Annotated in this window: 16 protein-coding genes; 7 read left to right on the top strand and 9 right to left on the bottom strand. The window is 71.7% G+C overall.

Annotated elements, in window-relative coordinates:
• Nucleotides 1-25 precede the first annotated feature (25 nt).
• Both ABT127_RS14550 and ABT127_RS14545 read left to right on the top strand, forming a co-directional pair.
• Nucleotides 26-1,303 carry a thymidine phosphorylase gene (locus tag ABT127_RS14550; protein ID WP_351448836.1) on the top strand — a complete coding sequence of 426 codons (1,278 nt, stop codon included), beginning with the start codon at nt 26-28 and terminating at the stop codon, nt 1,301-1,303.
• A gap of 95 nt (nt 1,304-1,398) precedes the next feature.
• Nucleotides 1,399-1,989 (top strand): Uma2 family endonuclease, encoded by a 591-nt coding sequence (locus ABT127_RS14545; protein WP_351448833.1) that lies wholly within the window; start codon nt 1,399-1,401, stop codon nt 1,987-1,989.
• Between the two features lie 3 nt (nt 1,990-1,992).
• Here ABT127_RS14545 and ABT127_RS14540 read toward each other — a convergent pair whose 3' ends face one another.
• Nucleotides 1,993-2,922 carry an AEC family transporter gene (locus tag ABT127_RS14540; protein WP_351448830.1) on the bottom strand — a complete coding sequence of 310 codons (930 nt, stop codon included), beginning with the start codon at nt 2,920-2,922 and terminating at the stop codon, nt 1,993-1,995.
• Between the two features lie 125 nt (nt 2,923-3,047).
• Between ABT127_RS14540 and ABT127_RS14535 the strand changes: the two genes are divergently transcribed.
• A complete protein-coding gene (locus ABT127_RS14535) occupies nt 3,048-3,434 on the top strand; it encodes an STAS domain-containing protein (protein ID WP_351448827.1) in 387 nt (128 codons plus the stop codon).
• Here the strand turns inward: ABT127_RS14535 and ABT127_RS14530 are convergent.
• Together ABT127_RS14530 and ABT127_RS14525 are read right to left on the bottom strand one after the other, a co-directional pair.
• Entirely contained in the window at nt 3,315-4,322 is a 1,008-nt protein-coding gene (locus ABT127_RS14530) for a sigma-70 family RNA polymerase sigma factor (RefSeq protein ID WP_351448824.1), read from the bottom strand. The genes ABT127_RS14535 and ABT127_RS14530 overlap by 120 nt on opposite strands.
• 145 nt (nt 4,323-4,467) lie before the next feature.
• Entirely contained in the window at nt 4,468-5,751 is a 1,284-nt protein-coding gene (locus ABT127_RS14525; protein WP_351448821.1) for an MFS transporter, read from the bottom strand.
• Between the two features lie 62 nt (nt 5,752-5,813).
• Here ABT127_RS14525 and ABT127_RS14520 point away from each other — a divergent pair, with 62 nt between their 5' ends.
• Nucleotides 5,814-6,800 (top strand): LysR family transcriptional regulator, encoded by a 987-nt coding sequence (locus tag ABT127_RS14520; protein WP_351448818.1) that lies wholly within the window; start codon nt 5,814-5,816, stop codon nt 6,798-6,800.
• Between the two features lie 60 nt (nt 6,801-6,860).
• Nucleotides 6,861-7,982: a hypothetical protein gene (locus ABT127_RS14515; RefSeq protein WP_351448815.1), complete on the top strand. Its 1,122-nt coding sequence runs from the start codon at nt 6,861-6,863 to the stop codon at nt 7,980-7,982.
• Here ABT127_RS14515 and ABT127_RS14510 read toward each other — a convergent pair.
• Nucleotides 7,976-8,734 (bottom strand): alpha/beta hydrolase, encoded by a 759-nt coding sequence (locus ABT127_RS14510; protein ID WP_351448812.1) that lies wholly within the window; start codon nt 8,732-8,734, stop codon nt 7,976-7,978. The genes ABT127_RS14515 and ABT127_RS14510 overlap by 7 nt on opposite strands.
• 112 nt (nt 8,735-8,846) lie before the next feature.
• On the opposite strand from ABT127_RS14510, the gene ABT127_RS14505 reads away from it, so the two are divergent.
• Together ABT127_RS14505 and ABT127_RS14500 are read left to right on the top strand one after the other, a co-directional pair.
• Complete coding sequence (locus ABT127_RS14505; protein ID WP_351448809.1) at nt 8,847-9,995, top strand: adenosine deaminase; 1,149 nt, start codon at nt 8,847-8,849, stop codon at nt 9,993-9,995.
• A gap of 141 nt (nt 9,996-10,136) precedes the next feature.
• Nucleotides 10,137-10,487 carry an ATP-binding protein gene (locus tag ABT127_RS14500; RefSeq protein ID WP_351448806.1) on the top strand — a complete coding sequence of 117 codons (351 nt, stop codon included), beginning with the start codon at nt 10,137-10,139 and terminating at the stop codon, nt 10,485-10,487.
• Between the two features lie 72 nt (nt 10,488-10,559).
• Here the strand turns inward: ABT127_RS14500 and ABT127_RS14495 are convergent, their stop codons facing one another.
• From ABT127_RS14495 to afsQ1, 5 genes are all read right to left on the bottom strand, one after another.
• Nucleotides 10,560-10,760 carry a PspC domain-containing protein gene (locus ABT127_RS14495; RefSeq protein WP_351448803.1) on the bottom strand — a complete coding sequence of 67 codons (201 nt, stop codon included), beginning with the start codon at nt 10,758-10,760 and terminating at the stop codon, nt 10,560-10,562.
• A gap of 100 nt (nt 10,761-10,860) precedes the next feature.
• Nucleotides 10,861-11,403: a VanZ family protein gene (locus ABT127_RS14490; RefSeq protein WP_351448800.1), complete on the bottom strand. Its 543-nt coding sequence runs from the start codon at nt 11,401-11,403 to the stop codon at nt 10,861-10,863.
• 223 nt (nt 11,404-11,626) lie between these two features.
• Complete coding sequence (locus ABT127_RS14485) at nt 11,627-12,232, bottom strand: hypothetical protein (protein ID WP_351448797.1); 606 nt, start codon at nt 12,230-12,232, stop codon at nt 11,627-11,629.
• A complete protein-coding gene (locus ABT127_RS14480; RefSeq protein WP_351448794.1) occupies nt 12,229-13,884 on the bottom strand; it encodes an ATP-binding protein in 1,656 nt (551 codons plus the stop codon). Before ABT127_RS14480 ends, ABT127_RS14485 begins: the two co-directional genes overlap by 4 nt.
• Complete coding sequence (gene afsQ1, locus ABT127_RS14475; RefSeq protein ID WP_111664201.1) at nt 13,881-14,558, bottom strand: two-component system response regulator AfsQ1; 678 nt, start codon at nt 14,556-14,558, stop codon at nt 13,881-13,883. The genes ABT127_RS14480 and afsQ1 overlap by 4 nt, the downstream gene beginning before the upstream one ends.
• Nucleotides 14,559-14,656: the final 98 nt, after the last annotated feature.

Here is a 14,656-nt window from a genome sequence, read left to right as displayed (position 1 = left end):
GTAACGGCCCCTGGAAGGAAGTGCCATGGACGTCATCTCCGTCATCCGTACGAAGCGGGACCGGGGCCGGCTGAGTGACGAGCAGATCGACTGGGTCGTCGACGCGTACACGCGCGGCGCGGTCGCGGACGAGCAGATGTCGGCGCTCGCCATGGCGATCTTCCTGAACGGCATGGACCGCGCGGAGATCGCCCGGTGGACCGCCGCGATGATCGACTCCGGGGAGCGGATGGACTTCTCGGTGCTGGCGCGCCCGGCGGCCGACAAGCACTCCACGGGCGGTGTCGGCGACAAGATCACGCTGCCGCTGGCGCCGCTGGTCGCCGCGTGCGGGGCCGCCGTGCCGCAGCTCTCCGGGCGCGGCCTCGGCCACACCGGCGGCACCCTCGACAAGCTGGAGTCGATCCCCGGCTGGCGCGCGGACATCACCAACGACGAGATGATGCGCACCCTGGAGGACGTCGGCGCGGTCATCTGCGCGCCGGGCAGCGGCCTGGCCCCCGCCGACAAGAAGCTCTACGCGCTGCGCGACGTCACCGCGACCGTGGACTGCATACCCCTCATCGCCTCGTCGATCATGTCGAAGAAGATCGCGGAGGGGACCGGCTCGCTGGTCCTGGACGTGAAGGTGGGCACGGGCGCGTTCATGCGCGAGCTGGACCAGGCCCGTGAACTGGCCCGCACCATGGTCGGTCTGGGCACCGACCACGGGCTGCCGACCGTCGCGCTGGTCACCGACATGAACACCCCGCTCGGCCTCACGGCGGGCAACGCCCTGGAGGTGCGCGAGTCCGTCGAGGTGCTGGCGGGCGGCGGCCCCGCCGACGTCGTCGAGCTGACCCTCGCGCTGGCCCGCGAGATGCTCGACGCGGCGGGCCTGAAGGACGCCGACCCGGCCAAGGCCCTCTCCGACGGCTCCGCGATGGACGCCTGGCGGCGCATGATCGCGGCGCAGGGCGGCGACCCGGACGCGGCGCTGCCCACGGCCCGCGAGACCCAGGTCGTCACGGCCGCCTCCTCGGGCGTCCTGACCCGCCTCGACGCCCTCTCGGTGGGCCTCGCCGCCTGGCGGCTCGGCGCCGGCCGCGCCCGCAAGGAGGACCCCGTCCAGGCCGCCGCCGGCGTCGAACTCCACGCCAAGCCCGGCGACCCGGTCGTCGCGGGCCAGGCCCTGATGACGCTGCACACCGACACCCCGGAGCGGTTCGCGTACGCGCTCGAAGCACTGGAGGGCGGGTACGACGTCGCGCCGGCCGGCACGGCGTTCACGGCGGGGCCGATCGTGCTGGAACGTATCGGCTGACCTGGGGGTTTCTCGTACGGGTGAACGGGATCGGTGGACCGTCGCCGGTCCCGTTCGGCATGCTGGTATCGGTGACGACCGATTGGAGCACCGCCATGAGCGCACTCGCCGTCGAGCCCGGGCCCGCCCGCGGGTCGGACTGGGACGAGCTCGTCCGTGTCTGGAAAGAGACGGATGCCCCTGAGGGCAGCAAGGTGGAGATCATCGAGGGGATCGTCACTGTGCCGCCCACGCCGTCCCGGGACCACAACACCACGGCCGCCAAGCTGGCCCGCAGCCTTTACTCCGTGATCCCGGAGGACTGGGAGGTCTACCAGACGCTGGGCATCGAGTTCCCGTCCACACAGAACCTGTTCGTTCCGGACATCGCAGTGGTGCCCGTCAAATATGCGGTGGGTCCCGGCAACCGAGTGGCGGCCGAGCACGTCGAGCTGGTCGCTGAGATCACGTCGAAGAACAATGCCAACCACGATCGGGTCAAGAAGGTACGGGGATATGCGATGGGAGGCATCCCGCTCTACCTTCTCCTGGATCCATGGCATTCAGGTCGTCCGACGGCCACCCTCTACGGCGAGCCCACTGACGGCACATACCGAGTTCTGGCCTCTGGTGAGTACGGGGAGGTACTGAAGGTCCCCGCCCCCTTCAGCCTCGAACTCGACACAGGCACGTTCCCCATCACCTGACGGTCACCCCAACAACGCCGCCACCACCACGAGCACCGGCACCGCCACCATCGTCGACAGCAGGATCGACTCCCGGGCCAGCCGCTCGCCCACCCGGTACCGGCTCGCGTACGTGTACAGGTTCTGTGCCGCCGGAAGCGCCGACGTCACCACCACGTCCAGCAGCCGCGCCCCGTGCAGCCCGAAGAGCGAGGTCGCCAGCGCCCAGGCCGCCACCGGCTGGCCCACCGACTTCAGCGCCGTCGACAGCAGCACCGGCACCCGGTCCGCTCCCCGGCCGCCCGGCCAGGAACTCCCGCAGAGCGAGATGCCGAACGCGATCAGGATCGCGGGCACCGACATGTTCCCGATCAGTTCCAGCGGATCGAGGACGGGCGAGGGAACCGTCCAGCCGGTCGCCGACACCAGCACCCCGGACAGCGACCCGATCGCGATGGGATTGCGGAACGGGGTCAACAACCGCCGCGCCCAGGACAGTCGGGCCCCGTACCGCGCCTCCGCCAGATCGAGGACCGTGAGCGCCACCGGCGTCACGAAGAGCTGCTGGAAGAGCAGCACGGGGGCCACCAGCGAGGCGTCACCGAGTACGTACACGGCGATCGGGATACCGAGGTTCCCCGCGTTCACGTAACTGGAGCAGAGCGCCCCCACCGTGGTGCGGCCCACGCCCCAGCCGCGGACGACACCCACCGCGATGAAGATCCCGGCGGTGGCCGCCGTGGAGAGCGCCGTCACCAGCAGACTCGGCGACAGGATCAGCGACAGATCGGCCTTCGCCAGCATCGTGAACAGCAGCGCCGGAGTCGCCACATGGAAGGCCAGCCGGGTGAGCACCTCCCGGCCGCCGTCGCCCAGATAACCGCGCCGCCCGATGACATAGCCGACCGCGATGACGAGCGCGATGACCGCGAATCCGTTGAGTACCCCCTGCACGTACTCCACCCTCGGACGCGGAAGAACCGCAGGTCAACGTTGATCAGCAGCAACGTGACCCAGTCCACGCCGGAGCCGGGCGCCGTTACCGATGAGTTCCGGCCGTCCGGGCGGTCTCGTCTTGCGTGTCTGCCTTTTCTGCTTCCTCCGTCGTGGTCGTCGCCGGGCCGATCCGCCCCGCGGACGTGCCCGAGCTGTGCGCCCGCGTCCGCGCCGCCCGCCGGAGCGACGGCCGGGACGGCGGTGACGCCGGCGACATCGTCTGTGACGTCTCGGGCGTCACCGCGACCGATCTCGCCACCGTCGACGCGCTCGCCCGGATGCAGCTCGCCGCCCGGCGGGCCGGCGGGCGGATCAGGCTGCGCGATCCGTCCCCCCAACTCGCCCTGCTGCTACGCCTGACCGGGCTGGGCGACGCCCTGGGCATCCAGCCGCTCGGGGACGCCGAAGAGCGGGAACCACCGCTTGGAGAGGTCCAGGAAGCAGTGGAATCCGGCGATCCGACCCTCTGAGATCTCCAGGACCTGGATGGCCCAGGGCACGAACCCGCCGCTCTCCGGGTCGGGCTTGTAGTGGGCGAACGCCGGTGTCCCGTTCGCCGACACCGGCAGCAGGCGTGAGCCCGCGCACTCGTGGCCCAGCGTGACCATGAAGCCCGTGATGTCGTCCGTGCCGCGCAGCCACAGGTCGAACGGCGGCATCGTCATGACGGCGTCCTCGGCCAGCAGCTCGGTGAGCGCCTTCATGTCGTAGCCCTCGAAGGCCGCCACATAGCGCTCCAGGAGCTTCTGCTGCTCCTCGTCCAGCGGGTTCGCCGTCGCCGAGTCCGCCGCGGGTGCCTCCGCGAGCGTGGCCCGCGCCCGCTGCAGCGCGCTGTTCACCGACGCCACCGTCGTGTCGAGCAGCTCCGCGACCTCGCTCGCCTTCCAGGCCAGGACCTCGCGCAGGATCAGCACCGCCCGCTGCTTCGACGGCAGTTGCTGCAGGGCGGCCACGAACGCGAGCCGCACCGACTCCCGCGCGACCGCCGCCTCCGCCGGGTCGTGGACGGTCGGCAGCACTCGGGCGTCGGGCATCGGCTCCAGCCACACATTGTCCGGACGGGGGGTGAGGGCGGCCTGGGCGAGCGGTGCCGCGGCCGTCAGGTCCATCGGGCGGGCCCGCCTGTTGCCCGCGTTCAGCGAGTCCAGGCAGACGTTCGTCGCGATGCGGTAGAGCCAGGAGCGCAGGCTGGAGCGGCCCTCGAACTTGTCGAAGCTGCGCCAGGCCCGGACCATCGTGTCCTGCACGGCGTCCTCCGCCTCGAACGCCGAACCCAGCATCCGATAGCAGTACCCGGTCAGCTCGACCCGGTATTTCTCCAGGTCGTCGAGGCCGGCCCTCGTCGCGGTGTCACTCATCGTCCAACGCCCCCATCGCGGCTGTGATCCTCGGCACATCCCCAGCACTTCGCAAGCTACCGCAGCCCACTGACAACGGCCCCCGGACCGGCGAAAAGCGCAGGTCCGGGGGCCGTAGGCAGAAGCCTGGAGGGCGGGGGAGCGGTCAGTGCGCGGAGACCGGCACCCCGCCGTGCCGCCGCTGCGTCCGCGCCGCGTACGTCCCCCACACGGTCAGCGCCACGACACCGAGCACGGCGGCGAAGCCGAGCGCCACCGTGCCGTCCCAGCCCGCCGCGTGGAACGCCAGGGCGCCCACCGCGGAGCCGATGCTCGACCCGACGTAGTACGCGGACTGGTAGAGCGCCGAGGCCTGCGCCCGGCCGTGCGTCGCGGTGTGGCTCACCGAGGACGAGGCCGTGGCGTGCCCGGCGAAGAAGCCCGCCGTGATCAGCACCAGTCCGATCAGCATGACGAGGAGGTGGGGCACCAGCTCCAGCACCAGGCCCGCCGCCGTGGTGCCCGCCGCCAGGTAGAGCGTGCCGCGCCGGCCGAGCCGCCCGACCAGCTTCCCGGCCGCCGACGAGGAGACCGTGCCCACCAGGTACACGAGGAAGATCGAGCCGACGAGGCCCTGGGAGAGGGAGAACGGCGCCGCGCTGAGCCGGTAGCCGATGACCGTGTAGGTCGCGCCGAACACCATCATGAACAGCGCGCCGATCACGTACAGACGGCGCAGCAGCGGGTTGGCGAGGTGGTCGCCGACCGTGCGCGCGAGGGCGCGCGGGTGCAGCGAACCCGCCGTGAAGTGGCGCGGCGCCGGCAGCAGCGCCCGGAACGCGACCGCGCACGCCACCGCGATGACCCCGATGGTGCCGACGGCCACCCGCCAGCCCCACGCCTCGGCGAGCCAGCCGCCGATGATGCGGCCGCTCATGCCGCCGATCGAATTGCCCGCCACGAACAGGCCGATCGCCGTGACCAGCGCCTTCGGCCGGACCTCCTCCGCCAGGTACGCCATCGCCGAGGCCGGCAGGCCCGCGAGCGCCGCGCCCTGGAGCACCCGCAGCGCGACCAGCACCTCGAGGGTGGGCGCGAAGGGCACCAGGAGTCCCACCGCGACCGCCACCGTCAGCGACGCCGTCATCAGCGTGCGCCGCCCGAACCGCTCCGACAGCGCGCTCAGCGGCAGCACGCACACCGCGAGCGCGAAGGTCGCCCCGGACACCGTCCAGCTCGCCGCGCTGGCGCTCGCGCCGTAGTCGGCGGAGACCAGGGGGAGCAGGGCCTGGGTGGAGTACAGCAGCGCGAAGGTGGCGACCCCGGCGAGGAAGAGGGCGAAGCTCATCCGGCGGTAGCCGGGCCCGCCCGGAGCCATGCGTGTGTCGCTGGGGGACTGAGGGGCGGCGACCGCGTGGGTGACGGCCGCCCGGCTACTGGCAGGAGACATGTCATGAACGTAGGACCGTCCGACTCATGCGTCCAATGCATGGACACTCCATAATCGTTCCCATGGAGCATGAGTACACGTCAGCGCGGCGCGGGTCGCCGCCTAGTGACACGGAAGACATCGTCGCTCTGCTCGCGCCACGGCTCTCCTACTTCGCGGCGGTGGCCCGCACCGAGCACGTCACGCGGGCCGCGCAGGAGACGCAGGTGCCCCAGTCGACCCTCTCGCGCGCGATGGCGCGGCTCGAACGGGACCTGGGCGTCGGCCTGTTCGCCCGCCACGGCCGCACGGTGTCGCTGACCCCCGCGGGCCGGACGTTCCTCACCTCCGTCGAGCGGGCCCTCGCCGAGGTGGAGAAGGCGGCCGAGTCCGTCCGCGCCGACGCCGACCCGGCTTCCGGGAAGGTCGCCTTCGGGTTCCTGCACACCATGGGCGTGGAGACGGTCCCGGGCCTGATCAGCGCCTTCCGCGCGGAGCACCCGCGGATCCGCTTCAGCCTCGTGCAGAACTACGGCGAGGCGATGCTGGAGCGGCTGCGCACGGGGGAGCTCGACCTGTGTCTGACCTCGCCGCTGCCCGACGCCCCCGACCTGGTCGCCCGCCGCCTCGACGAGCAGCGGCTCCGGCTCGTCGTACCCGAGGACCACCGGCTCGCCGCCCGCAAGCGCATCCGGCTCGCCGAGTGCGCCGACGAAACGTTCGTCACCCTGGAGCCCGGCTACGGGCTGCGCCGCATCTTCGACGACCTCTGTACGGAGGCGGGATTCAAGCCCCGCGTCGCGTTCGAGGGCGAGGAGGCCGAGACACTGCGCGGCCTGGTCGCGGCGGGCCTCGGCGTCGCGCTGCTGCCGCCGCCCACCGTGCCCCGGCCGGGCGTGGTGGAGCTGACGGTCACCGGCGGGCGCGCGGTCCGTGAGATCGGCGTCGCCTGGCTGGACGGCCACCCGGACACTCCACCGGTCGCCGCCTTCAAGGAGTTCCTGCTGTCGCGGCGGGGGCGGCTGTTGTCACAGGGGCCGGGGGCCGGGGAGGGAACCGTTCACCGGTGACGGACGTGAGAAGGATCGACGAAGCGGAGATCGACCGGGGGGGCGGGGAAGATGACCGGGGTGAGTGATGGCCCGATACGCGGCAAGGCCGAGCCGAGTGCACGGGAGGCGACCGCGCGGCGGCTGCGCCCCCTGGCGTACCTTTCCGTGATCCTCGTACTGGTCTCCGCCGTGCTCTTCGCCGTGGTTCCGTTCGCCGAGGCCGGAAACCGTGCCTACGACGCCGCGGAGAACTGCCCTGCCGGTGTCCGGCGGGGCGGCTGCCGGGCCGAGATCAAGGCGATCCTCATCGGCAGAGAGGACGAACCGAGCGGCCGGAGCTTCCACTACTTCCTCTCCTTCCTCCGCGTCGCCGATGACCCCGAGCCCGTCCCGCACCGGGTGCGCATGCTCGACGACCGGTCCGTCTACGAGGCCGCGCGCGTGGGCGACCGGGTGACCGTGACGTACTGGAAGGGCGAGGTGCGGCAGATCCGGCTCGGCCCGCTGACCCAGCAGGTCTGGCGCTCCCCGGCCGACGACGGACGGCTGCCCGGCGCGTTCGCGCTCCTGCTGCTGTCGCTGGGGCTCGGGCTGCTGTGGGCCTGCGGATCCCTGCGGTTCCTCACGGGCGCGCGGGTACGCGCGTGGCTGCCCGCCGCCGGCCCGCTCGCCGGCGCGGTCGTGGGCGTCACCGGGCTCGTGCTCTGTCTCGCCGGAGGCGCGCTCGGCCGCCAGGACGTCTGGTTCGTCGCGCGGATCTGTGCCCTCGCGGTTCTCCCGAGCATCCTCCTGTCCACCGCCCTGTGCTGGGGAATCGTCGCGCGGATGCGCCGTGCGGCCCGGCGCGTGGTCCCGGTGCGGCCCACGGAACGCCGCTGCCTGCTCGCCCAGGTGTACGGCGATGTCCCGTACAGCATCCCCGGCTACCACTACCTCGTCGTCGGCGACGGACCCCCGGCCGCCACCCCGGACCCGACCGGCGCCTACGGCCGCACCCCGCTCCCGGACACGCTGACGGTGCGCGAGGTCCGGGCGCTGACCGCCGACGACCCCGAGAGCTGGCACCGCAACTACAAGGACCTCGGCGTCGTCATCGACTGTGTCGACACCGACGGCGACATCCGGGTCCGCATCGGCGCGGGCCGCAGGACCGCACCGCTGATCCTCGGAGCGCTGACGGCCGCGGCCGGCCGCTACTGAGGCAGCGTCCGGCCGAACCCCGCCGCCAGCGGCATCCGCAGCCCGATCGGCGGCGGCGCCGCGAGCGCGTCCTGGAGCGGCCGGGAGAACGGGTGGCCGAAGAGCGTGCCGAGCGCGAAGTCCACGGCGAGCGCGGAGACTTCGGACCGGTGCTGGGCCATCGCGTGCCCGTCCGAGTGCACCTCGAAGCGGCACACGTCCCGGTTGGCCTTCTTCGCCCGCCCCGCGAGCCGGAACGACAACTCCGGGTCGGTGCGCCGGTCGTCCGTGCCGTGCACGATCAGGACGCTGCGGCCCGCGAGCTGTTTCACCGGTTCGGGCGGTGCCGCGACATCGTCCTCGGGCAGCCAAGGGGCGAGCGCGAGCACGGAGTTGACGGCCTCGTGGCCGCCCGCGTGCAGCGCCGCGCGCCCGCCCATGTCGATACCCGCCAGACAGATCGGCACGTCACCGTAGCGGCGCACCACCTCGTCGGCGGCCCACCCGGCGTCCCGCGCCAGCTCGGCCTGCGGCCCGTTCCACCCCCGGTACCGGTAGTGCACGGCATGGGTGACCAGGCCCTGTTCGCGTCCCGCGCGCGTGAGCCTGCGCGCCAGCGGCCGCAACAGCGGCGCCGCGAACGGCGAGGGTCTGCGGGTGGACGTCTCCTCGCCCGACGGCAGCAGCAGCACCACGCCGCCCACCGCTCCGGGCACCGGCCCCACCGCCTTGCCGAGCCTGGCCTCGCGGGCCGGCGTCGCTTGCTCCTGCATGACAGAACAGTGTCAGAAGCACGGATGTACGCCACCCGTCCGCAGGGTCACTGTTGCGTATCGGCATCGGGGAAGCGGCGCTATCTACGCGCGTAGGCGCTAGAGTGCGGAAATGACGAGCCAGACACAGAACGTGCCCACCGCGGAACAGGTCCGCCGCGCCCCCAAGGTGCTCCTCCACGACCACCTCGACGGGGGCCTGCGCCCCGGCACCGTCGTCGACCTGGCGCGCGAGCAGGGGTACGAGAGCCTGCCGGAGACCGACCCCGACAAGCTCGGCGCCTGGTTCCGCGAGGCGGCCGACTCCGGCTCCCTGGAGCGGTACCTGGAGACGTTCGCCCACACCTGCGCCGTCATGCAGACGAAGGAGGCGCTGTTCAGGGTCGCCGCCGAGTGCGCCGAGGACCTCGCCGAGGACGGCGTCGTCTACGCCGAGGTCCGGTACGCGCCCGAGCAGCACCTGGAGAAGGGCCTCACCCTCGAAGAGGTCGTCGAGGCGGTCAACGAGGGCTTCCGCGAGGGCGAGCGCCGCGCGAAGGAGAACGGCCACCGCATCCGCGTCGGCGCCCTGCTCACCGCGATGCGGCACGCGGCCCGCGCCCTGGAGATCGCCGAACTCGCCAACCGCTACCGCGACCTGGGCGTCGTCGGGTTCGACATCGCGGGCGCCGAGGCGGGCTTCCCTCCCACCCGCCACCTCGACGCGTTCGAGTACCTCAAGCGCGAGAACAACCACTTCACGATCCACGCCGGTGAGGCCTTCGGGCTGCCCTCGATCTGGCAGGCGCTCCAGTGGTGCGGCGCCGACCGCCTCGGCCACGGCGTGCGCATCATCGACGACATCAAGGTCGCCGACGACGGCACGGTCCAGCTCGGCCGCCTCGCGAGCTACGTCCGCGACAAGCGCATCCCCCTGGAGCTGTGCCCGACGTCCAACCTGCAGACGGGCGCGGCCGCTTCGTACGCCGGCCACCCCATCGGCCTGCTGCGCAAGCTGCACTTCAGGGCCACGGTGAACACGGACAACCGCCTGATGTCCGGTACGTCGATGAGCCGCGAGTTCGAGCACCTGATCGAGGCTTTCGGGTACACGCTCGACGACATGCAGTGGTTTTCCGTCAATGCGATGAAGTCAGCATTCATTCCTTTCGACGAACGACTGGCGATGATCAATGACGTCATCAAGCCCGGATATGCCGAGTTGAAGTCCGAGTGGCTCTTCCGGCAGACCGCTTCTACCAGCGGTTCTGTCGCCGAATAGGCAATTTCGACCACCAGGGAAGCGGCCGCGGATTCCGACGCGCGGTCGCTTTCCGGTGTTTGCGGACGTGTCGATGGCGTGTTTACGGTCGTGGACCGCTCAAGCCCCGTCTACGACATACGTCATGAGGACGCATTCCACATGAAGCAGTCTGCTGTGAAGACCCTCGGTGTCGCCGCTCTCGGTGCCGCCTTCGCCGCCGCCGGTGCGGGTGCCGCGAACGCCGCCCCGGGTGTTCCTGACGCCACCGCGACGCTCGACTCCGTGACTCAGAACCTCCCCACCGAGTCGCTCACCAAGACGCTGCCCGGCGCCCCCGAGTCCCTGGCCGCGGGGCACAACGCCCTGGGCACCCTCGCCACCGCCGCCCCCATGGTCGAGAAGGCCGCCCCGGCGGCCCTTCCCCTCGGCGGAGCCGACCCGGTCTCGGGTCTGCTCGGCGGCCTCCCGGTCGGCGGCCTCGCCGGCGGTCTGCCGGGCCTGGGCGGCTGATCCCCTCCCCGCACGACACACAGGGGCGCACCCGCGAGACATCGCGGGTGCGCCCCTGAGGTGTGCTTACGCTCACCAGGCCTGGCGGGCCTTGTGCTCCGAGGGGAACAGGATCCACAGCGCGATGTAGAGCAGGAACTGCGGTCCGGGCAGCAGGCACGAGGCCAGGAAGATCACGCGCATCGTGGTCGCGGAGGTGCCGAAGCGCCGTGCCAGCGCTGCGCACACTCCGCCGATCATCCGTCCGTCGGTGGGGCGGGCAAGGGCGGTCATGAGAGCTCCTTCGCGAACCGTGCTCGGTTCTGCCGTGTGGTGCTGCCGTGTGGTGCCTACGACATCGACACTACGGTGACGAAGCGGTCATAACGTCAACTCACGGGGCGATGCCGACCCTGGTAATCGTCGGGGTCCGACCCTGAGCCGGCTCCTCCAGAAGGAGGGGCGCCCCCTCGGACCTGTGGCGGATCCGGGCCCGGGCGGCCGGCACCACGGCGAGATGGGCGACGGCGACCCCCACGGTGTTCAGCAGGACCGAGTCGATGTCCACGACCTGGCCGGGCACCCCGGTCTGCAACAGCTCGATGCCGAGCGAGATCAGCGCCCCCGCCGCGACCGTACGCACCAGCGAACCCCACACCGACACGTACAGCCGTCCGCCCGCGAGCGGCAGCAGCACGCCGAGCGGCGCGAGCAGGACGAGACCTTCGCCGATGCGCCGCGCCCCCTCGCGCCAGCCCAGCGCCAGATCGGCCCGGATGCCGGCCAGCGGACGCAGGTTCGCCGCGCTGATCCACGGCACGTCCAGGGGGCGCAGCGTGATCCAAGCGACGAGGAAGAGATGCACGGCGAGGAAAGCGAAGCCTGCCGTACGGAAGCGGACGGCGGCCGTGTGGCCGCCTGAGCGATGGCGCTGCACGCTCCCCAAGACGCCGGGTGCGGGAGGATCGGTTCCGGGTGGGTTCGGGTGGGCGGCGATGACGTGGGTCACGTGCAGTTGTTCGGCTGCGGGCCGGTGGCCGCTTCTCGCGCAGTTCCCCGCGCCCCTGAAGCGAGCTCCGCTCGCCCCGGGGAGGCTGCGCGTCAGCGCATGCCTCAGGGGCGCGGAGAACTGCGCGACCAGCCCCCACCGGAGCCGCGGATCATCCGACCGTCCGGGCCGGAGCCGGGATGGTGCCGGGCCGGGCCTTCACCGCGTCCGTGCACTCGTAGTCGCGCAGCGGATCGTCCGCGGGCCCGCCGAGCACCACGTGATCCCCGTCCTCCGTCGTCATCTTGCTGTTCGCGAACGTACAGACGATCTGGGCGAGGGCGTACGGGGAGAGATCGTCCGGCGGGGTGCTCAGCCGCAGCGCGTCGGACGGATCGCCGGCCGCCGGGCCCGAGACCTTCAGGCGCGTGCCCACGTCCGTCGAGAAACCGGCCTGCCGCTCGTCCGACGACGGCCGCCGCGCCAGCTGGGCCAGCAACTGCTGGGCGACCACGGCGCGCTCCGAGGACTGGCCGCGCTTCAGCGTGACCGTACGGTCGACCGTCACGAGCTGCGAGGTGCACACGAGATAGATCTGCACTGCGAACTGGCCGCCCGTGCGCGGCTCCTGCGCCCTGCTCGTGTTCGCCAGGGCGCAGCCCACGCGCGTGGGCGCGGCGCCGAACTCGGTGGGGACCTCGGTCGGCCGGATCCCGCACCCGGCGAGCAGCAACGCCGAGAGGCCCAGCAGGGCCGACAGCCTGGTGCGCGGCCTCACGTGGCGGCACCGCCTTCCTGGGAGCCCCCGGCCCTGCCGGAGCCGTCGGTGTCGCCGGAGCCGTCAGCGGCCTCCGGAGCGTCGGGGTCGTCGGGATCGTCGAGGTCGTCGAGGTCGTCGTGGGTGTCGCGCGGCAGCCGCAGCGTGAACACCGCGCCCGCGTCGGGGGAGTTCGCGGCGGTGATCTCCCCGCCGTGGATGTGCGCGTTCTCCAAAGCGATGGACAGCCCGAGACCGCTGCCCTCCGAACGCGGCCGCGACGCGCTGGCCTTGTAGAACCGGTCGAAGACGTGCGGCAGGACGTCCTCGGGGATGCCGGGCCCGTGGTCGGTCACGTCGATCACGAGGTCGTCGCCCTCCGGAGTGTCCTCCGTGCGCACCGACACCCGTACCGGGGACCCGCCGTGCTTGAGCGCGTTGCCGATCAGATTCGCGAGGATCACATCGAGGCGGCGCGGGTCGAGGCGGGCCATGATGCCGCGCTCCGCGTCGAGGTCGACGGCGTCCAGCCAGGCGCGGGCGTCGATGCAGGCGGTGATCTGGTCGGCGATGTCGACGTCGTCCAGGACGAGCCGGGCGGTGCCCGCGTCGAAGCGGGTGACCTCCATCAGGTTCTCCACGAGGTCGCCGAGCCGCCGGGTCTCGCTCACCACGAGCCGCACCGCGGGCTCGATCATGGGATCCACCGAGCCCGTCTCGGCGTCCAGCTCCTCCTCCAGCACCTCGGTCACCGCGGTGATCGCGGTCAGCGGGGTGCGCAGCTCGTGCGACATGTCGGCGACGAACCGGCGCGAGGACTCCTCCCGGGCGCGCATGTCGGCGACCTGCTTCTCCAGGTTCTCCGCCGTCTTGTTGAACGTCCTGGACAGCTCGGCCAGTTCATCGGTGCCGGACACCCGCAGCCGGGTGTCCAGCTTGCCCTCGCCGAGACGGCGCGCCGCGATGCCCAGCCGGTGCACGGGCTTGAGCACGGTCGTCGCCGCGGCCTGCGCGAGCAGCGCCGAGCCGATCAGCGCCAGCCCGGTCGCGATCCCCAGCGACCAGGCGAGGGAGCTGAGGTCCTTGGCCTCGGGCTCGAGCGACTTCAGCATGTAACCGGTCGGCCCTCCGGCCACCTTCGCGCCGCCCACCAGGAACGGGTCGCTGTCCTGCGTGGTGCGCTGCCAGTACAGGTGGTACGCGTGCTTGTTGCCGGACGTGACCGTCTGCTTGCGGTTCACCGCGTCCTGCAGGGAATCCGGTACGTCGGCCAGCGTGAAGGCGTCGAGATCCGAATTGCCGACCACCTGCCGGCCGTTCTCGTCCGTGCCGATGAGGAGCACGCTGAAGTGCTGGCTGCTGTCGGCCATCAGATTCGCCGCGTGCTGCAGCTCGCCCTGCGTGGGGTGTTCGGGCAGGACGGCCGCCCGGTTCTGCATCTCCTGCTGGAAGTCGCTCAGCGCCGCGTCCTGGGTGCGGGTGAGCACCGCCTCGCGGTTGAGCCAGTACGCGATGCCCGACGCGGAGACCGCGGCGGTCAGCGCCACCAGGGCGAACACGACCACGAGACGCAGCCGCAGACTGGTGAAGCGCAGCCCGGCGAGTATCGCCTTCTTGGCCGCGGCGAACGCCCGGAGCCGGCCGGGCCCGTTCTGGTCGTGCGGCTGGGTCACTGAGGCGAGTCCAGCCGGTAGCCCACGCCGCGCACGGTCCGGATCAGCGTCGGCGACGACGGCACGTCCTCCACCTTGGCGCGCAGTCGCTGCACACAGGCGTCGACGAGCCGCGAGTCACCGAGATAGTCGTGCTCCCACACCAGGCGCAGCAACTGCTGCCGGGACAGCGCCTGTCCGGGCCGCCGGCTCAGTTCGAGCAGCAACCGCAGCTCGGTCGGGGTGAGTTGCAGGTCCTCGCCGTTCTTGGTGACCGTCATCGCGGACCGGTCGATGACCAGCGAGCCGAACGACGCCGCGTCGTTGGCCTCGCGCTCACCGCGGCGCAGCACCGCGCGGATCCGGGCGTCGAGGACCCGGCCCTGCACGGGTTTCACCACGTAGTCGTCGGCGCCGGACTCCAGGCCCACCACCACGTCGATGTCGTCGCTGCGCGCCGTGAGCAGGATGATCGGCAGCTGGTCGGTGCGCCGGATGCGGCGGCACACCTCGAATCCGTCGATGCCCGGCAGCATCACATCGAGCACGATCAGATCCGGCCGCTGCTCGCGCAGCAGCTTCAGACCGTCCTCGCCGGTGGCAGCGGTGGCCACCCGATGACCCTGGCGGGTAAGGGAAAGCTCCAGGGCCGTACGGATGGCGTCGTCGTCCTCGATCAGCAACAGGGAAGGCACAAGCGCCATTCTGGCCCATGACTGGCCCTTAGTTCGACCGCTGGAGCGCTCCCAGGCCCTTAAGGGGCCGGGAGGAGCCGCCTCCACACCCGACCCGC

Source organism: Streptomyces sp. NPDC001904 (genome assembly GCF_040297005.1).
Classification (GTDB): domain Bacteria; phylum Actinomycetota; class Actinomycetes; order Streptomycetales; family Streptomycetaceae; genus Streptomyces.
This window is presented reverse-complemented; position numbering and strand designations above follow the sequence as displayed.